Annotated in this window: 17 protein-coding genes and 2 pseudogenes; 11 read left to right on the top strand and 8 right to left on the bottom strand. The window is 39.8% G+C overall.

Annotated features, from left to right (window positions below; genetic code table 11):
• Positions 1 to 3 precede the first annotated feature (3 nt).
• From HOO54_RS13315 to tnpB, 7 genes and pseudogenes are all read left to right on the top strand, one after another.
• A complete protein-coding gene (locus HOO54_RS13315) occupies positions 4 to 786 on the top strand; it encodes an SDR family NAD(P)-dependent oxidoreductase (RefSeq protein WP_172296007.1) in 783 nt (260 codons plus the stop codon).
• Positions 787 to 812: 26 nt separating this feature from the next.
• Positions 813 to 1,505 carry a thioesterase II family protein gene (locus tag HOO54_RS13310; protein ID WP_172296005.1) on the top strand — a complete coding sequence of 231 codons (693 nt, stop codon included), beginning with the start codon at positions 813 to 815 and terminating at the stop codon, positions 1,503 to 1,505.
• Positions 1,506 to 1,895: 390 nt separating this feature from the next.
• Positions 1,896 to 2,337: pseudogene (locus HOO54_RS25185) on the top strand (GrpB family protein).
• A gap of 26 nt (positions 2,338 to 2,363) precedes the next feature.
• A complete protein-coding gene (gene coaA, locus HOO54_RS13300; protein ID WP_172296003.1) occupies positions 2,364 to 3,323 on the top strand; it encodes a type I pantothenate kinase in 960 nt (319 codons plus the stop codon).
• Between the two features lie 16 nt (positions 3,324 to 3,339).
• A complete protein-coding gene (locus tag HOO54_RS13295) occupies positions 3,340 to 3,729 on the top strand; it encodes a VOC family protein (RefSeq protein ID WP_172296001.1) in 390 nt (129 codons plus the stop codon).
• A gap of 272 nt (positions 3,730 to 4,001) precedes the next feature.
• Positions 4,002 to 4,382, top strand: a pseudogene (gene tnpA, locus HOO54_RS13290) (IS200/IS605 family transposase).
• A gap of 10 nt (positions 4,383 to 4,392) precedes the next feature.
• Positions 4,393 to 5,526 (top strand): IS200/IS605 family element RNA-guided endonuclease TnpB, encoded by a 1,134-nt coding sequence (gene tnpB / locus HOO54_RS13285; protein WP_172295999.1) that lies wholly within the window; start codon positions 4,393 to 4,395, stop codon positions 5,524 to 5,526.
• 141 nt (positions 5,527 to 5,667) lie between these two features.
• On the opposite strand, the gene HOO54_RS13280 is transcribed toward tnpB, so the two are convergent.
• Positions 5,668 to 6,903, bottom strand: coding sequence for an MDR family MFS transporter (locus tag HOO54_RS13280; RefSeq protein ID WP_172295997.1), 1,236 nt, complete (start codon positions 6,901 to 6,903; stop codon positions 5,668 to 5,670).
• Positions 6,904 to 7,119: 216 nt separating this feature from the next.
• On the opposite strand from HOO54_RS13280, the gene pulA reads away from it, so the two are divergent.
• The gene (gene pulA / locus HOO54_RS13275) at positions 7,120 to 10,005 is read left to right on the top strand and encodes a type I pullulanase (protein WP_172299543.1); all 2,886 of its coding nucleotides are present in this window, start codon (positions 7,120 to 7,122) and stop codon (positions 10,003 to 10,005) included.
• A gap of 11 nt (positions 10,006 to 10,016) precedes the next feature.
• Here the strand turns inward: pulA and HOO54_RS13270 are convergent, their stop codons facing one another.
• Positions 10,017 to 10,226, bottom strand: coding sequence for a YqzH family protein (locus HOO54_RS13270; protein ID WP_172295995.1), 210 nt, complete (start codon positions 10,224 to 10,226; stop codon positions 10,017 to 10,019).
• 203 nt (positions 10,227 to 10,429) lie between these two features.
• On the opposite strand from HOO54_RS13270, the gene HOO54_RS13265 reads away from it, so the two are divergent.
• From HOO54_RS13265 to HOO54_RS13255, 3 genes are all read left to right on the top strand, one after another.
• Positions 10,430 to 11,695, top strand: coding sequence for a Y-family DNA polymerase (locus HOO54_RS13265; RefSeq protein ID WP_172295993.1), 1,266 nt, complete (start codon positions 10,430 to 10,432; stop codon positions 11,693 to 11,695).
• Between the two features lie 17 nt (positions 11,696 to 11,712).
• Complete coding sequence (locus HOO54_RS13260; RefSeq protein ID WP_172295991.1) at positions 11,713 to 12,084, top strand: YolD-like family protein; 372 nt, start codon at positions 11,713 to 11,715, stop codon at positions 12,082 to 12,084.
• A 186-nt stretch (positions 12,085 to 12,270) separates the two neighbouring features.
• On the top strand, positions 12,271 to 12,906 hold the full coding sequence (locus HOO54_RS13255; protein ID WP_172295989.1) for a FusB/FusC family EF-G-binding protein: 636 nt from the start codon (positions 12,271 to 12,273) through the stop codon (positions 12,904 to 12,906).
• 543 nt (positions 12,907 to 13,449) lie between these two features.
• Here the strand turns inward: HOO54_RS13255 and HOO54_RS13250 are convergent.
• Genes HOO54_RS13250 through nikA form a run of 6 tightly spaced genes read right to left on the bottom strand, consistent with a single transcriptional unit; the run spans position 13,450 to position 19,663 of the window.
• Positions 13,450 to 14,793 (bottom strand): MATE family efflux transporter, encoded by a 1,344-nt coding sequence (locus HOO54_RS13250; protein ID WP_172295987.1) that lies wholly within the window; start codon positions 14,791 to 14,793, stop codon positions 13,450 to 13,452.
• Positions 14,793 to 15,572 (bottom strand): ABC transporter ATP-binding protein, encoded by a 780-nt coding sequence (locus tag HOO54_RS13245; RefSeq protein WP_172295985.1) that lies wholly within the window; start codon positions 15,570 to 15,572, stop codon positions 14,793 to 14,795. Before HOO54_RS13245 ends, HOO54_RS13250 begins: the two co-directional genes overlap by 1 nt.
• A complete protein-coding gene (locus HOO54_RS13240; RefSeq protein ID WP_172295983.1) occupies positions 15,569 to 16,366 on the bottom strand; it encodes an ABC transporter ATP-binding protein in 798 nt (265 codons plus the stop codon). The genes HOO54_RS13245 and HOO54_RS13240 overlap by 4 nt, the downstream gene beginning before the upstream one ends.
• Positions 16,366 to 17,199 carry a nickel transporter permease gene (nikC, locus tag HOO54_RS13235; RefSeq protein ID WP_172295981.1) on the bottom strand — a complete coding sequence of 278 codons (834 nt, stop codon included), beginning with the start codon at positions 17,197 to 17,199 and terminating at the stop codon, positions 16,366 to 16,368. The genes HOO54_RS13240 and nikC overlap by 1 nt, the downstream gene beginning before the upstream one ends.
• Positions 17,196 to 18,137, bottom strand: coding sequence for a nickel ABC transporter permease (gene nikB / locus HOO54_RS13230; RefSeq protein ID WP_172295979.1), 942 nt, complete (start codon positions 18,135 to 18,137; stop codon positions 17,196 to 17,198). Before nikB ends, nikC begins: the two co-directional genes overlap by 4 nt.
• Entirely contained in the window at positions 18,134 to 19,663 is a 1,530-nt protein-coding gene (gene nikA / locus HOO54_RS13225) for a nickel ABC transporter substrate-binding protein (RefSeq protein WP_172295977.1), read from the bottom strand. The genes nikB and nikA overlap by 4 nt, the downstream gene beginning before the upstream one ends.
• Between the last annotated feature and the right edge of the window lie 154 nt (positions 19,664 to 19,817).

Here is a 19,817-nt window from a genome sequence, read left to right as displayed (position 1 = left end):
AATATGTCCAAAAGACTACAACATAAAAAAATCCTGATTACTGGAGCTTCTGGTGGATTAGGTGAACGAATCGCTTATTTTTCTGCCAAAGAAGGAGCAGATGTTATTCTCACAGGACGTAGAAAAGACCGATTAGAAGCAGTCAAACAAAAAATTTTGGCTGAATGTCATGTGGAGTGTCACATCATTGTTTTCGATATGAGTCAAACAGAAGAAATTGACGCGGTTTTCCAAACAGTCGGTCCAGTTGATATCCTTGTGAACAATGCTGGTTTTGGCCTTTTTGAACTAGCCCTTGAAACGTCTTTAGAAGATATGAAATCGATGTTTGAAGTAAACGTTTTTGGTCTGATCACCTGGACAAGGGCCGTACTGCCGGATATGATAGCGAAAAAGAGCGGGCATATCATCAATATTGCTTCACAAGCTGGCAAAATCTCGACACCGAAGTCAAGCCTTTATGCAGCAACAAAACATGCGGTTCTCGGCTATTCAAACAGTCTAAGAATGGAGCTTGTCGAAACAGGTGTAAAGGTAACGACTGTTAATCCAGGTCCGATTAAAACCGATTTTTTCAAATTGGCTGATCAAAATGGTGAATATGTGAAAAGTGTTGGTAAATGGATGCTAGATCCTGATCAAGTGGCTCAGAAGATTGTTTCTATCATGATGACAAATAAACGCGAAATCAACCTTCCTATCTGGATGAATGGGGTTAGTAAACTTTATCAGGTGTTTCCTTCACTAGTTGAAAGAATTGGGCGAAGTGCTTTTTATAAAAAATAACAAGATTTATGAGGTGAATCAGGTTAATGATTATGTTTTGCCTTCCATATGCAGGGGGATCTGAATCAATATTTTATTCATGGAAAAATCACTTAGATTCCAATATTGATATTTATCCAATCAAGCTAAAAGGAAGAGGGGCAAGATATCATGAAGCATTCTATGAAAACTTAGAAGAAGCGGTTCAAGATATTTTTGAACAAGTCCAGAGCAACATAAAAAATAGGGATTATGCTATTTTTGGACATAGTATGGGCAGCCTTTTAGCATATGAGCTGTATTATAAAATCTGTGAAGCCAACCTGAAAAAACCGTTGCATATCTTTTTTTCTGGCTTTAAGGCCCCTCATCGAATCCAAAGAAAAGAAATACTGCATACTTTGCCAGATCCTCTCTTTAAGAAAAAAATTAAAGATCTTGGCGGAACACCGGAAGAACTGATTGATCATGAAGAGCTGTTTGCACTGTTTCTACCATTGTTGAAAAGCGATTTTAAGATGGTGGAAACATATCTATATAAGGAAAGAGATATCAACATCGACTGTGATATTACCATTTTAAACGGAATAGACGATGAGATAGATTTAAACGATATTCTAGAATGGGAAAATCATACTGCTGGCCATTTTGAATATTATGATTTTCCCGGTAATCATTTTTATATTCATCACCAACAAGAACATATACTTCATATGATCAAGCAAACACTGAAGGGCTAAATATGCTATCTACTATATGATACATTCGGGTGCTCGTCGTCATTCAGAATCTCATGAAAAAGAGGGGGATCGAGCTGTTGGAATTAGAGCTTGTTTATCAGCTGATCATTTGAAATTAGGGATCGAGAACAAAGTGCTGCCTGAGCAGCACTTTAAAGTCCATTTCCCTCAAACCTCCTTCTGCCTCTCGCGAAAAAACGATTTTCTTTCACATTGAATAAGTTCTGATCACCCAAAATCTATTTGTCAGCATCCACAGACAGTGATTCTATTATGTTGGAAAAAATTTAAGGAAAATGATATTTTTGATAAAATAAGTATGTTGAGAGAAAGATAAGGGGGATGAATATGAATGACATCGTAACTGTTTATGATGAACAATGACCCGGTATGTTTGAGGAAGAAGCACGAGCATTGAAGGCTGTTTTTGATGATGAGTGTATTGATATTCATCATATTGATAGCACTTCTGTACCTTGGACTTGTAGCGAAACACCTGTTGTTAAAAATATCGAAAAGGCCGAATCATTCAGGGAGGAAATGATTCAGCTTGGTTATGAATCTCTAGGAGAAGCGGGGATTCCAGAAAGGCGGAAAGAATCGGACCCACCATGTCCATATGTTTCAATTTGATCACGATGGGGAGATTGAGCGCCATATAGCGGTTAGGGATTATTTGCGAGTGCACCCTGAGCAAGCTGAAAAATATGGTTGTTTAAAAGCACGACTTGCAAAGCAGTTTCCTTATGATATCGAAGCTTACATGGATGGAAAAGATAAGTTTGTTAAACAACTTGAACAAGATGCTCTTCTTTGGAAAGCCAATGACTAGACTAGATTAGAGGGAAGGTGTGCCATATGAAGAACCAGGAGATCAATTTGCAAACATTATATACTCATCATACTCGTGTTGCCTGGGCGAGATTAAGCGGGCACCTATCAGTTGCGATAACAGAAGAGGAAACCAAACAGCTTAAAGGATTAAATGATTATTTGTCTTTAGAAGAAGTTCGAACGATTTACATTCCACTGGCACGGCTTCTTCATCTCTACAGGACTTTCCAATATCAGCGGAATCAAGAGGTAAACGGTTTTTTAAACCATTCTCAAACAACCAACATTCCGTTTATCATCGGAATAGCCGGAAGCGTGGCAGTCGGGAAAAGTACGACAGCCCGGATCCTACAGGCAGTGCTTTCTCGGTTAAAGGAGCAGTTGAAAGTCAGTCTTATCACAACTGATGGTTTTCTGTATCCCAATGCAGTTCTTCAAGAAAAACGAATCATGTCGAGAAAAGGGTTTCCAGAAAGTTATGATGTCAAGGCATTGCTTGAGTTTTTAAACGATTTAAAATCAGGTAAGGAAATGGTCAAAGCACCAGTCTATTCTCATTTAACGTATGACAGACTTGAAGGTGTTTATGAAACGATTGAGCAAGCTGATATCGTGTTGATTGAAGGTGTGAATGTCTTGCAAACACCCACGATTGAAGATGACCGGACAAAGCCACGTGTTTTCGTATCCGACTTTTTTGATTTTTCTATTTATGTAGATGCAGATGAAGAGTTGATCATGAAATGGTATCTCGAGCGTTTCCGAATCCTCAGGAAGACGGCCTTTCAAGACCCGACTTCATATTTCCATCAATTTAGGGATCTGACAGATGCTGAAGCTGATGAGATGGCGAGATCAGTTTGGGAGACGGTTAATCGTCCAAACCTGTATGAAAACATTTTGCCTACTAAATTTCGTTCAGATTTAATTTTGAAAAAAGGAGACGGCCACAAAGTTGAAGAGATTCTAGTCAGACGGGTATAGAGGGGAGAAAAAAACAGTGATTCACCATATTGAATTGTATGTTTCAGATTTAGCCAGGTCAAAGCGGTTTTGGGGATGGTTTCTCGGTGAACTTGGCTATGAGGTTTATCAAGATTGGGAAAACGGAATCAGTTGGAAAGCAAATGATGCTTACCTTGTCTTAGTTCAGGCGGAAGAGAGGTTTTTGGAAGCGAGTTACCATCGGTGTCGGGTTGGTTTAAACCACATCGCTTTTTGTGCGTCATCAAGAGCGCAAGTCGATGACATTACAGAGCAACTCCGCAAACAGGGTGACAAGATTTTGTATGAAGACAGACACCCGTTTGCCGGCGGGAGTGAACATTATGCATTGTATGCTGAAGATCCTGACCGTATCAAAGTTGAACTTGTAGCACCATGTGATTGAAATGAAAAGAGCCAAATTGTTTATCAACATGGACAAATGAAAATAGCGAGACTCCTGCGGGAACAGCAAGCTAGGCAAGACCCCGCAAGAGCTCGGGGAAAGCGAGCAAATCCAGCGATTTTATCGTTTTCCGACAGAAGACTCCCTCCTCAGTCGTGTGAAGGGCGAAACCAAACGATAGGTGGGAGATGAATGTCGGTTCGGCGATAGCCTAAAGGCTATTTTGTTTACCTTAAGGATACAGTCTTATATAAGATAAAGCTGATGTTACAATGAAATTAGACAGTAATAATCATTCAGTATTCTCAATGTATTATCAATATCGTAGAGAAGTCTTTGATGATAAAGTATCTGACTATGCTAAGGATATGTTTGTAAAGCTAGGCGAGAAATACAATATCTCTCTAGTTGAGTGGAATCATGATAAAGACCATGTTCACATCCTGTTCAAAGCACATCCTAACACTGAATTATCAAAGTTCATCAATGCTTATAAAAGTGCTAGTTCACGATGAATCAAAAAAGGTTTTCCGCAGGTTAGAAAAAAGCTGTGGAAAGAAATGTTTTGGTCAAGAAGTTTTGGCTTACTAACAACTGGCGGTTCCCCCATCAATGTAGTTAAGAAATATATTGAAAATCAAGGAATGAAATGAGGTGAAAACAATGTTAGTCAACAAGGCATACAAATTCCGCATCTATCCAACTAAAGAACAGGAAATTTTAATTGCTAAAACAATCGGATGTAGTCGTTTCGTATTCAATCGATTTTTAGGGCAATGGAATAATACATACAAAGAAACAGGCAAAGGATTAACTTATCATTCTTGTTCTGCTGAATTAACAAAATTGAAAAAGGAATTCGTATGGCTAAAAGAAGTTGATAGCATTGCCCTTCAATCCTCACTGAAAAACCTTGCTGATTCATATACACGATTCTTCAAGAAACAAAATAAAGCACCACGCTTCAAGTCTAAAAAGAATGACGTACAATCCTACACGACTAAAGAAACAAATCACAACATTGCTATTGTAGACAGCAAAATCAAATTGCCGAAACTTGGTCTTGTTCGCTTTGCCAAAAGTCGTGAAGTACATGGTCGTATCCTTAATGCTACTGTTAGACGAAATCCTAGTGGCAAATACTTTGTATCCATTCTAGCCGAAACAGAAGTACAACCATTGGAGAAAACGGATTCATCTATTGGTATAGACTTAGGTATCACTGACTTTGCCATTCTTTCTGATGGTCGTAAGATTGACAATAATAAGTTCACATTAAAAATGGAAAAGAAACTAAAACGTGAACAGCGAAAGCTTTCAAGACGTGCATTAAATGCTAAAAACCATGGTATTCACCTTCTTGATGCAAAAAACTATCAGAAGCAAAAACGTAAAGTTGCTAGATTACACGAAAGAGTAATGAACCAACGTGACGATTTCCTTAATAAGTTAAGTACAGAAATAATCAAAAACCACGATATTGTCTGTATCGAAGACTTGAATCCTAAAGGAATGTTACGCAATCATAAGTTAGCAAAATCAATCTCTGATGTGTCATGGTCTGCTTTTGTATCGAAATTAGAATACAAAGCGAAATGGCACGGTAAAACAATCGTAAAAATAAGCAGATGGTTTCCGTCTAGTCAAATATGTTCCGATTGTGGACATCAAGATGGCAAGAAAACTCTTGAAATAAGAAATTGGACTTGTCCTGTTTGTTATGAACATCACGATAGAGATATAAATGCCAGCAAAAATATCCTAGCCGAAGGCTTAAGAACCTTAGTTTTGGATTAAATATAGAACCGTAGGAATCTACGGGGATAGCTTGGTCAATAAGAGAAACCTCTGTTGGCAAAGAAATACGTCAACAAGTACGCTCTGTTCCCAAGAATCTCCCACTTCAATCAGACTGCAAGGTCGATAAGTGGGGGTAGTTCAAAATGTTTTTTCTGAATGGGTAGTTACTTTTGCAGTTTCCGCTATTCTAACTTTATGGAAGGCTGTAAATAAGAAAGGCACTCCGCAAATGGTGACAATAGCCAAGACTGAAAAGGTGATAAACGGTTTCTCTGCTCCAAAAGCATCCAGCAGCATTCCACCTATCCATGGACCGATAACATTTCCTAGCTGATTGAAACCTATCGCTCCAAAGTAAGTCCCTTTTAGTTCAGGACGCGCAATTTGGTCAACCAATACATCCATCATCGAAAACAACAACACTTCCCCGATTGTAAACAATACAACAATGATGACAATCGATAATAGATGATGGAAAAATGAGAGGCTAAACAGACTGATACTGATTAAAATATCTCCTATAATTAATGATATAAGGGGAGAAAATCGTTTGGCAATATGGACGATCGGATACTGAATAGTTAACACGACTACCGCATTTAATGTTAGTATGATCCCGAATAGCTTTGTCCCATCCTCAATGAATGGACTTGCCGCCATGTACTGAGCAAGCGTTGAGGAGAAATGGGAATAGCCGAACACACAAAGAGTTGTACCAATCAATGTAATCAAAAAGACACGGTCTGATTTTGTCACTTTGAAGGCATCTTGTACTTGAATACACTTGTTGATTTCAGGCTTCGGTATGTCATGTTTTTTAAATTGAATCACAAGCATGATCCCATACATAAGATAAGTGATAGCTGCAATCAAAAACGGCAATGTCGTTTTTGAAGAACCAAGGTAGAGCCCTAACAGCGGACCAAAGACAACACCAAGATTGATCGCTGTATATCTGAGGTTGTACACAAAAAGTCGTGTCTCAGGTTTGGATACATCTGACAGCAACGCTCTTGAAGTTGGTTCAAAAAGGGCCCGGCACAATCCGTTGAGGGCGTTCATCAAAAAGAAAGTCCAGACATGATCAGCAAGTGCAAAGCCTACAAACACCAGTACCCAGACAAAAATCGACAGCAGCATCATTGCTTTCCGTCCAAATCGGTCTGATAAGTATCCTCCATAAAAACTTGCTGCAAGCCCGATCAGCGAACTTGTCGCAATCACAGCTCCCGCAAAAGCGGCAGAAGCACCTTTGACTTGTGTTAAATAAATCGCTAAAAAAGGAATGCTCATTGTCGTTCCCATCCGCCCGAATACTGTTCCGATAATAATGGTCCAGCTAAGCGGATGTATATCTTTCCAGTTTGGTTTCATGATGAACTCCCCCGACCATTATATATTTACGATATTATCATACAGGAAACAATTGGTCATGAATAGACATTTTTTAATATAAGTAGATAAAGTTGGTCTTTATTTGTTGACACAAAATAGTAAAAATTCCTTATGTTAACGCTTACAAATATAGTTATAGTAGAAATTGTACACAACTATTTTAAGGGAGGGTTTTGATTGAAATCTCGTTGTTTTATGGTGCTAACTGCTCTATTGTTATTAGAAAGCACTTTTTTTAGTCCGTTTATGCAATCGTTTGCATCTGGTCTAGGGGCGACAAAGGTCATCATCCATTATCAGCCTGCTGTAAACGATACAAAGGAGTGGGGATTGTGGGTTTTTCCTGAAGGAGGAGAGGGAAAGGCTTACACTTTTACGGATGAAGATGCTTTTGGAAAAGTAGCAGAAATCGAGTTGCCTGGAAATTATGATAAAGTAGGATTTATCGTCCGTACAGAGTCATGGGAAAAGGATGGAGGAGACCGCTTCATTCAAATTGTGAACGGAGAAGGAGAAGTATGGGTAAAAGGGGGAGATAAACAGACGTATACATCACCACCTGATGGAGAATATCGTGACGTTCCAAAGTATGGGAAAGTCAATGTTACGATCAATTATCATCGCTACAATGGAGATTATCAAGGTTGGAACATTTGGACATGGCCTGAAAAAGGAAGCAAGGGAAAACAAGTTAAATTTACTGAAACAACTGCTTTTGGCAAGCGAGCAACTTATACAATCAGCAACGAAAATGGCGACCTTTTTGAAAAAATCGGTTTTATCGTCCGAAAATCGACTGCTAAAAATGAATGGGCAGAACGAGATGGAGGGGATCGTTTCATCACAAACATTAAGAAAGATGGCGGTGTAGAAATATGGATCGTTCAAGGAAAGCCCCAGGTTTATGATGAAGAAGGTGATGCAGACACGACTCGAAAAATTACAAAAGCATCAATGGATACATTTCAACAAATTACATTAGAAACAAACGTACCTTTTAATTGCGAAAAAGACTTCCGGCACATCAAAATTGACGGGGTTCAAATTGCCAAAGTGATTCCCTACCAACGAAATGAAAGCGCTGTTACGAATAAAGTTAAAGTGATCACAAAACAGCCTCTTGATGTGGCGAAAACGTATAAAGTAAAGAAAACAGGGTATGGATCTGCTATAGTTGCTCACGGTCAGATCGTCCGTACGAAAAAATTTGATCAAAAATTTTATTATAAAGGTCATGATTTAGGAAATACGTACACTAAAGCAAAAACAAAGTTTCGTGTCTGGGCTCCGACAGCAAGCGAGGCGAAACTAGTTCTTTATCGATCATGGAATGGGCCGGCTATGAAAGAAATACCGATGAAAAAAAGTAAAAGAGGGACATGGAAAACTGTATTAAAAGGGAATCATGATGAGCAAATTTACACGTATAAAGTGAAAATTGGAGATCAGTGGAACGAAGCCGTTGATCCATATGTGCGAGCAACAACTGTAAATGGACAGCGGGGGGTTGTTGTTGATTTAGCGAAAACAAATCCTCAAAGATGGACGAAACAAAGGCCGAAGTTAAAGAATCCAGAAGATTCGATTATTTATGAGCTTCACGTTCGAGATTTATCCTCTCAAAAAGAAAGCGGTATTAAACATCAAGGAAAATTCCTAGGTGTAACAGAATGGAATACGAAAGGTCCAAAGGGGGTAAAAACAGGGTTAAGCCATATAAAAGATTTAGGTGTTACCCATGTTCAATTCCTGCCTATCTATGATTACCGTACAGTTGATGAAACCAAACTAAATGAACCACAGTTTAACTGGGGGTATGATCCGCAAAACTATAATGTTCCAGAAGGGTCTTATTCTACAAATCCTTATGAACCGAAAACAAGAATTAAGGAGTTAAAACAAATGGTTCAAACCCTTCACGACCACCAACTTCGGATTGTCATGGATGTTGTCTATAACCATGTGTACGCAGTCAGTGAACACAGTTTTGATCAATTAGTGCCAGGTTACTTTTTCCGTTACAAAGAAGATGGAAGCTTATCAAACGGGACTGGTGTTGGAAATGATACGGCTTCTGAACGAAACATGGTTCGAAAGTTCATTGTTGATTCTGTAACGTATTGGGCAAAAGAGTACCATATCGATGGATTTCGCTTTGACCTGATGGGCATTCACGATACAAAGACGATGAATCAAGTAAGAAAAAAGCTGACTCACATTGACCGTTCCATTCTCACATTAGGAGAAGGCTGGGATTTAGCAACTGAGCTAACACCAGAACAAAAAGCCAATCAGAAAAATGCCCAACATATGAAACGGATTGCTCATTTTAATGACCGAATCCGAGATGGTCTCAAGGGAAGCGTATTTTTTGATGATGACAATGGATTTGTCAACGGAAAGCAGGGACAGGAAAAGCTGATCCAACAAAGTATAGCCGCCGGAATAGATTATGATCGCTCGATTGCAACATATGAAGATCCCGATCAAGTCGTCACATATGTTGAAGCTCATGATAATCATACACTGTGGGATAAGCTTCAATTAACAAATCCAAACGATTCAGAACAAACTAGAAAACAAATGCACAAGCTTGCTTCATCAATTGTTTTAACATCGCAGGGAATTCAATTTATTCATGCGGGGCAAGAGTTTATGAGAACGAAAGGCGGAGATCATAACAGCTATCGATCACCAGATTCAGTTAATCAATTAGATTGGAAGCGCCGAGCTACTTTCAGTCGAGAGGTGGACTATATGAAAGGTTTGATTGCTCTCAGAAAAAAATACTCGTCATTTCGAATGACAAATGCAAAAGCGATTCAGCGAAATCTGCAATTTCTCGATGCACCCGCTAATGTAGTAGCGTATACCTTACATGCAAAAGCAAATCGAGACAAAGCAAACGAAATTGCTGTGATTCACAACGCAAATAAGCAATCTAAGGTCATTCCGTTACCTGTAGATGGAGCATGGAAACTGTTAGTCGATGGTCAACATGCCGGAACGAAGACGATAGGTGTTATAAAAGGAAGTCACATCACTGTTGCACCACTTTCAACATTTGTGTTAGTGAGATAATGTTTCTTCTATTATGAAAATAATCCTTGATTTGTAACATAATCATAGATCACATCTTCAATATGGGCATGCAGATCTTCGGCAGGCTCCTTGAGCCGCTTTTCTGTTAATGCCAGCTTCAGCAGTTGTTTTTCATGGGGGCTGACCGGATCGATTTCAACATGTCGACCGTATTGGCGTAGAGTTTGTCCTAGCATTTTTTCAATTAGTTTCTCGTCCATTTTGTTTGCTCCTTTTAGCTTAAAGAGACTGCATTCTGATTTAGGATATTATACCATGTCACCTTCTTTCAATAGAAGGTGTTTTTTAATCCTTTTAGGGAGATTTTCCATGGATAAATTTACACCTAGAAATAGAACGTATATTCGGAGTATAGTAATCATACACTAGTAAACGAACATCAGTTCTTTTTGTGGAGGAGAAGATGATAGATTACAGTCAATATCCGGTGCGGTCGATTTTATGTGTTGATATGCGAAGTTTTTATGCAAGCTGTGCTGCAGTTTTGCTTGGGCTTGATCCAATGACCTGTTTCTTGGCGGTTGTTGGGAATACAGAGCGGCAGGGAAGCATTGTTTTAGCCGCTTCTCCAGCTCTTAAAAAGGAATTTGGCATTCAGACGGGGACAAGGTTGTTTCAGCTACCCGATGATCCGCGCATCCAGCTCGTTAATCCAAGGATGGCTGTCTTTATCCGTGTATCAAAAGAGCTGACCCGGCTGTTTGGTCGTTATGTACCCCATCATGCGATTCATACGTACAGTGTTGATGAAAGCTTTATTCAAGTTGATGGTGTTGAAAATATGTGGGGAGATGCGCAAATCATTGCCGCCAACATTCAAGATGACATGGAAAGGGAGTTTGGTCTGCCTTGTACTGTTGGGGTTGGTCCCAATATGTTGATGGCGAAGCTGTGTCTTGATCTTGAAGCGAAAAAAGCGGATAGAGGGATTGCAGTTTGGAATTATCAAGATGTAAAGAAGAAACTTTGGCCATTATCTCCGCTCCAAAGAATGTGGGGGATCGGCTCTAGATTGGAAAGAACATTAAACAGGATGGGCATTTTTACAGTTGGTCAGTTGGCGCAATACGATCTCAAACGCCTTGAAAAAAAATTTGGTCTTATGGGGAACCAGCTGTATTACCACGCTTGGGGCATTGACCTCTCAACAATTGGAGCACCGATTATGGCGGGGCAGATCAGCTATGGAAAAAGTCAGATTTTGCTTCGCGATTATCCAGATCCTGCTGAAGTAAAGGCTGTCATTCTTGAAATGTGTGAAGAAGTCGCCAAAAGGGCGCGGGATCACCATCATGCAGGACGGACCATCAGTCTGGGAATAGAATACAGTCGCGATGAATTTGGAGGGGGATTTTATCGTTCCAAAACAATGGAAAACCCTTCAAATATCACACTAGATCTTTATCACACATGCCTTGCCTTGTTTGAACGCTTTTATGAAGGAAAAACGGTTCGGAAAATTTCCCTCTCTCTATCAAATGTTCAGGATGATACGAATAGACAGCTCGATCTTTTCCGGCCAGACCAAGAAAAAAAGCGAACACTCGGGTATGTGATGGATAACATTAGAGACCGGTATGGCTCAACAGCACTATTACACGCGGTTTCTTATACAAATGCCGGGACTGCTCGGCTGCGTTCAAAACTTGTCGGCGGGCATCAGGCATAGAAAGGAGGGAATGAAGGATGCTGAGAGACAGAGGTACGATCAAATGGGTGTCCATGATGTTGCCAGAACATGTGAAATTACTTAGAGAATATCAGGAAAGCCTTGATAAAGTAGAAAAACCGGTATTGGATGAACAAAAATATCAAGAATTTGATGAAGTGATTTGTGAAGCAATGGAAAACAACAGGCCGCTGCAATTTACTTATTTTCAGAAAGGCGAATTGAAAAAATTGACCGGGTGCATTCATTATGTTGATGTGTTGCAACGGGAATTGCGAATCTTAAGTGACACCTCTCAAACCTTCATTTTAAAGTTAGATGATATGGTGGACATTGAATATGATTCAAACCTATTTTATAATGATGATAATGGTTCGGAGGTGATATGACCATGGTAAATGATATTTATTTTCCAGGGATTGCAACGTCTCATGCAAAGCCTATGATCTTAGCAGGCGATACTTTGCATGAGGTCAAGTTTTAAACGAATCGCCTAATGTATGGTATCGTTTCTGATCTCAATATGGCTTTGCACCTTATTTCAAGATCACAAAAATAAGGAGCTGGCAAAAAATATGGACGTTTTTATCAGAAATGATCAATATCAATTTATTAAATTTCAAACACAAACCCTTGTTCTCGGACATGCGAGTGTAAAGGACACAGCAGTTCTCGAGGCTTTAATATCTAGTGCTTTAGCAAAAGTGGTGGATTTATTTCCTGACCTAACAAGCGAACAGAGAGCTTTATTGAGCAGGATGGTTGACATAAAAGAAAGCGTGGAAGCTGAACAATTTTTGTCCCGATTGAAACTTTACGTGATCCCATTTCAACAAGTAACAGAAAAGACTGTTAAAAAATTGTTCCCTAAAGTGAAAAAATTAAAGATGCCGGCGCTTGACAATATCGAGTTGACCGAGTATTCCTATTTAGGCTGGAACGATACAGGCTCAGGGAGAAAATACATGATTGTGGATGTTGACGGAAAGTTGATGGGGATACATGGAACCATTAGACATAGTCATAAAAAAGGCGTCTGTTCGCTATGTCATAAAATTGATGAAGTCGGATTATTCATGTCCAGAGTGAAAAGCGGCAAAGAAACTTACACAGACAGAGGTAATTACATTTGCTATGATAGTGAAAAATGCAACCAAAATATCAGTACTTTAGATCATTTGCATGATTTCATCAACCAATTAAAGAAATGATCATTTGAAACGAGTCTGTCCCAGAAGTCAGTTTTTCTGACGTTTTGGCAGACTCTTTTTTCTATATTGATGAAAAGTGATGCAAAGGAAAAACTTGGTCGTTTTGAAATAGATCAAGACGTGAACCTAGCTTGGACCAAATGGGCTACAATATCAGTGAGGCAAGGGAGCCTAATATTGATGCCTTCACATTCAATACACACGAGTTAAAAAAGACAAGCTTCATCAGGATGAATGTCTTTACCAATTTCCGCCCGTTTAAGCTTACCAATCGTTCAATCCAATTGTACTTATAAAAGGGGGTGTCTATGGATGAACCGCGTACCGCGAGCTTCCTCGGAGCTCGTTCTTTGCTCCTGCGGGGTCTCGCCATTCCCCCTGAATCATGGTAAGTTTTCTAATGTTTCTTGCCCATCATACATATAGTTTTTTCATTGAAAAACCATGCAATATCCCTTCAGTCTCCGTATGAAAAAACCACTTGACTTTGGTGAATGAAGGCTGCGGGTATTCCAAAGAACCCAGTTTTCGTCAGCCGGGTTCTTACTTAGCCGTGAACTTCCCAATTCCATGAACCAGCTCATGCCGTCCGAAAACCTGTTCAGTCAAGCGAGGCATGGCCATCCATAAAAGCACGGAACGACTTAGACTAAATAAAATAAAAGACATCCATAACCCATGGTTTCCGAAAATGGGTACAAGTGTGAAAAAAGCAGCGAAAAAAATAAGAACAGCTAATATCATCGTATTTCTGACAGGAACGATCTCGGTTGCACCAGTAAAGATTCCATAAAGAATCAATCCGAAGCTAGCGGTCAAAGGGAATAAGAGCATCCACACATCATATATTTTTGCAATGTCTATAACGGTTTCAAGTGTTGTAAATAAAGGAATAATTTCCTCTTTGAAGAAAAAATAACAGACGGTCAGAATAGTTGAAGAAATAAACGACCACTGAATAGATAAAGAAAACGTTCGAGAATAGAGCGATTGATCCATTTTCCCAATGGCTTTTCCGGTAAAAATACTTGACGCATTGGCAAATCCGTCAAAGATATAAGCGATGATAAAATGAATCTGAAGCAATATAGCATTAGCGGCCAAAACGTCAGAACCAAAAGCGGCACCTTTTGCTGTAAACAAATTGAAAACCGTTAGTAAACATAATGTTCTGATCAATAAATCCCGGTTAACCGCTATTATTTTTTTAAATGGTTTAGGGTGAAACAACAGGTTGAGAGACGGAAGTTTTATTCCCATAGCAGCATTTGTTTTCACAAGCCAGCAGCCGATAAAACAGCCATATACTTCAGAAATCACGGTAGCCGCTGCGATTCCGGATACTTCCATATGCATCATTTGAACAAAAAGGATATCAAGCACAATATTCAAAATGTTCATCGAAACTTGCAGAAATAAAGTCATTTTGATCAGAGACATCCCCATCAACCACCCAAGAATGCAATAGCTGACTAAAGCGAAAGGGGCACCCCAAATTCGCACGGAAAAATATTGTGACGCAAATTCTGCCGTGTGCTGGTCAGGCTGAATCAGCATCAGTGAAAAATCTTTAAACGGTTTTTGCAGTGTGATGAATAATATCCCGCAAAACAGTGCGATACAAATAGGGCGGGCTAGAGCCAAAACGCTCTCCATTTTGTTTTGTGCACCAAGTGATTGGGCGGCAAACCCCGATGTACTGACACGCAAAAAACCAAACAGCCAATACATCGTGTTAAAAATCATCGTTCCGACTGCAACCCCGCTCATGTAAGCAGAGGAAGAAAGCTGTCCAGCGACCGCTGTATCAACCGCTCCCAATAAAGGTGTCGTAATCGTTGAAATGATCAGCGGAACAGCAATCGCCAGATAGTGTTTGTGAGTCACTAAAAACCCCCCTCAAACACCTGAAGCAGTTTTTTTGTATAAGGCTGTCTTTTTTCAGAAAACAGCTCTTCTTTTCCAAAATGATCTGCAATCCGCCCGTCTTTCATCACCATGATGCGGTGACTCAGAAAATGAACAGCGGCAAGATCATGAGAAATAAATAAGTATGACATCCCCAAGTGATCTTGCAAATCTTTTAAGAAACTCAAAATGTTTGCTTGACTAATTACATCAAGACTTGCCGTTGGTTCATCAAATATGATGACAGCGGGTTGGGTACTAATAGCCCGCGCGATCAGTACACGTTGTTGCTGTCCGCCGCTTAGTTCATGTGGATAGCGATCAAGGAGGTGAGATGAGAGGCCAACCATAACCAAAAGGTGTTCAGCCGTACGGATTCGATTTTGCCCACCATCTTGCACTGCTTTTTTAGAAAAATCTAAAGGTTCCATTAAAGAATCAATGATCTTTAATTTTGGATTTAATGCTGCAGCGGGATTTTGAAAAACTGCTTGAAGCTTCAGCCAGTGCAGCCGAGCTTCTTGTTTGTTTAGCCTGCTGATCTGTTGATGATGAAGCTGAATCTCGCCCTGGTCAATTGTTTCGAGCAATAGAAGGCAGCGGGCCAGTGTGCTTTTTCCGCTGCCGCTCTCTCCAGTAACCCCAAGACATTCACCTTTTCGAATAGAAAAAGAGACATTGTCAACAGCTTTATGACCGCAAGCATAATGTTTTGTAAGGTTGTTGACCATCAGGATGGTCTCCTTTTGTTGATTCATGAAACCACTCCTGTTTCAGCAGGTTTTTTAAGCGATGGAATGGCTGAAAATAAGCGCTTTGTAACATCATGTTTCGGATGCTTGATTAAGCTTTCGGCTGAGCCGCTTTCAACAATTTCTCCATTCAGCATGACCGATGCCCGATCAGCATATCTTTTAACAAGGCGTAAATCATGTGTGATGAAAAAGACAGCACAGTTTGTTTTGCCACGTAACAATTCAAGCTGTTTTAAAACATTGGCTGCAGTTATGCTGTCTAAAGCTGTAGTCGGCTCATCGGCAATAATGAGTTTTGGTTTGAGCACCAATGCCTGAGCGATAGCGGCTCTTTGTAATTGACCGCCGCTCAATTGAAAAGGATAGCTTTCGTACACCCGTGTTTCCGGTAGGTTTATTTCTTTAAAAGAGCGAAGAATTTCATCTTTTCGCTGTTTGTAAGACCAATCCGTGTGGGTTTTTACCATCTCATCAATTTGTTTACCAATCCGCATGAAAGGAGTAAATGTCCCTTGATAGTCTTGGAAAATGCAGGCGATTTCTTTACCGCGAATCATTTGAATTTCTTTGCGGGTGAGTTGTAGCAGATTTTGCTCTCCAAATACAACATTCCCAGAAGAAACAGTGATATGATTAGGGAGCAGCCTGACGATGGCAGAAGCAGTCAGGCTTTTACCGCTCCCGCTTTCACCGAGGCACGCAAACCATTCACCTTTATCAATTGAGAAGGAGACATTTTTAACAATGTCTTTTTGCTGATCGCTGATTGATAAGTGTTGAACAGACAGAATCGGCATTATGAAACTCCTTTCTTGTTCTTGACGTCAAATCGGTCTCTTAAAAGATCGCCATATAAGTTTGAAATGAACACAATGAGCATAATCGCAAGGCCAGGAACGATCATTAGAAGGGGAGCATTTAAGAAATAAGTTCTCCCTTCATTTAGCATCGCTCCCCATTCTGGGTGAGGGGGCTGGGCACCTAATCCGATATAAGAAAGAGCTGCAATCATTAACACCGTTTTCCCGATATCAAGTGTCATAAGAACTGAGACATGTCCAAGTATATGAGGAGTAAGATGTTTTTTTAAAATTGACAGCGGTTTGAGCCCTGCCAACTTGGCTAAAGCGATATAATCCCTTTGTTTTTCAGAAAACACGGTACTTCTGACAAGCCTTGCATAGCTAACCCATTTGACAGTGACGACTGCCAAAATTAAATTCATCAGACCAGGTCCAAGCAACCCGCTTAAGACAATAGCGACAATATAGTCAGGAAAAGCCATAACAGCATCAATCAATCTCATGGTGATTCGATCTAGCTTCCCGCCAAAAAATCCGGAGATCAATCCGATAGGAACACCTAAACAGATGGAGATGAAAATTGCAGCAAAGGCTGTACCAACTGTTGCTCTCGCTCCAGTCAGCAGACGCGAAAAGATATCTCTCCCCAAATGATCGGTACCAAGCAAGTGCTGAAAGCTTACCGGCTGCAACCGATTTGTCATATCTGTATGAAGCGGATCAAATGGGACAAATAATGGGCCTGCTAATAGCGCTAGAAAAAGTATCAACAAAAAACCGATTAGCAGAGGTTTGCTCAACACTTGATTAACAACCGATTTTTTCATTTTCGTTCAGCCTCCTTTAAACGAATCTCAGGATTGAGGAATTGATAAGAAAGGTCGATCAATAAATTAATGATAACGACGGTGACCCCCATCAAAAGAATATAACCTTGAATAATTGGGTAATCCCGCTGAATAATTGCATCAACAACAAGTTTACCGATGCCTGGATAGGCAAAAAGTACTTCTATAATGACCGTTCCTCCAAGTAAACTCCCTAAACTGACACCGAATATCGTAATAACAGGGATAAGGCTGTGTCGAAACGCATGAAACCAAAAGATTTTAAATTCACTAATTCCGCGGGCTCTAGCTGATCTGATAAAATCTTGACCCAAACTCTCAATCAGGCTTGATCGCACAAAGCGGACGTAGACGCCAGACATGGCAATGCCCAGTGTCAGAGAGGGAAGAATCAAATGCCAAACTGTACCTGATCCCATTGAAGGCAACCAATTCAATCTGACAGAAAAGAGATCAATGAAGATCAAACCGAGCCAAAAGCTAGGGATCGAAGCGCCGATTAACGCGAATATTCGGCCGATATGATCGATCCAGCGATCCTGATATAGGGCAGAAAGCGTCCCGATTGGCACAGATATCAAGAGCATGACGATAAGTGATGTCATACTTAACAGCAATGTCTCCGGGAATGTGCGACTAAGCTCATCAATGACGGGCTTGTGGGTAGTATAGGAATGACCGAAATCAAATTGGAAAAATTGCTTTAGCCAGTCCAAATATTGGAGATAAACGGGTTTGTTGAATCCAATTTCTTCTTTAAATCTCTCAATTTGATCATTTGTTACCGCAATATCATCAACACGAAGCATTTGTTTGACTGGATCACCGGGAGCCGCCTTCATAAAAATAAAGCTGATAAAAGAGAGTAAAAATAAGAACAAGACCAGCTCAAACAGTCGCTTCGTTATGTGTTTCATTCTGTTTTCACATCCAAATCTTTAGTCAACATATAATACTCGCTTTTGCTCGTTTCCCAGTTTAAAACATAATCTCTATATGCCGTGATATTTTGCGGAGTAACAATAAAAGAGTTCAATGTCTCTTTTTGAATAAAATCAGCCGCTTTTTTGGCAAGGTGATTTCGTTTGTCTTTATCAATGGTGTGGTTAAATTCCTCAATCCACTTGATCAATGATTGCTGGTGTACCCCGCTGTAGTTTAGAGCACCATCTGGCATATAAGCTGTGTTCAGAAAATAGCCGGCATCCCCTCTAGGTGCGGTCATTGCACTGTATGTAGCCAAATCCCAATCCTTGTTTTCAGTCAAATATTCGTCAATATTCTCCACTTGTTGAATCTTAATAGATATCCCAAGTTGTTTTGCGTTTGACTCAAAGACTTGGGCAATTAAAGGCAGTTCTGGACGTGACTGATAGGTAAGAAGAGTCAAAGATAAAGCTTTGCCGTTTTTAACAGCTTTGCCATCTTTAAATTGATAGCCTGCTTTCTTCAGTTCATCTTTTGCCGCATCTAATCCACTTGGCTTCTGTATGACTTTGGAAGAAAACGGGAATTTCTTAAGAAATGGTCCTTCAGCCGACTGAGCCTGCCCGGCCATTATATTTTCTGCAATTTCTTTCCGATTTAGTAAAGCATCAAGTGCTTGTCGAAGATGAACTTCGGATAAATTGCTCTTCTTCATGTTGTAGAGCAGTTGATGAACACGCAGACTCGGAACTGAGTCAACAACAATTGCCGGGTCTTTTTCCATATGTTCAATGTTTTCAACACTCGGTCTGTAAATGATGTCTGCGTCTTTTGACTGTAAAGCTAACATACGTGCGTTTGCATCTTCATTGAACGAGAAAGTCGCCTGCTTCAGCTTCGGTTTACCATTCCAATAATTTTCATAGCGTTCAAGCTCAATTCTATGGCCTGGTTCAAATGAAGTGACTTGAAAAGGTCCTGTTCCAATAGGTTTTTGTGAGAAATTCGTTTCACTGACATCGATGATGGCTGTGTTTGGATGGACCAGTTCAGAAGGGAATTCTGGAAAAGGTTCTGTTGTCTTAATCGTCAACCTTTGTCCTTGGGCTTTCATTTCTTTCACCTTTAATGCATTTTTTATGGCTTTACTGTCGTGAATTGCTCTTTCTAAAGATGCTTTAACAGCTTTAGCATCTGCTTTTTTGCCGTTTTGAAAGGTCAAATCATCTCTAATTGAAAATACCCATGTTTGTCCGTCTGTACTTTTCCAATCTTTTGCAAGCCAAGGCTCGATGGTGAGATCAGAAGTGATTTTTACAAGTGTTTCACTAATACCTGCACGAACAGACGTGTAATTAACATCTAAATGGGGATCAAGAGTCTGGCTTGGGATATTGAAAAGAAAGTTAAGTTTTTTATCATTTTCTCGCACTGATCCGTTGTTAGAAGCAGAGCAGGCAGAAAGCAACAAAAGAAAAACAATGAGGATGGTGAATCGTTTCGCTATGTATAACATGATCAAAAAACCTCCAAAAAGTAATGATTACGATTTACTTTCACTATCTTATGAAATATTTCCTGTTTTGTAAACAAAAATTTTAAAAAGTGTGATTTGGAAAGTTCTTTTTCATGAGTGCTCTCGGCTTTTCCAATAAATTAGGTCTTTAAAA

The sequence above is a fragment of the Bacillus sp. WMMC1349 genome (genome assembly GCF_013155385.1).
Classification (GTDB): domain Bacteria; phylum Bacillota; class Bacilli; order Bacillales; family Bacillaceae; genus Bacillus.
This window is presented reverse-complemented; position numbering and strand designations above follow the sequence as displayed.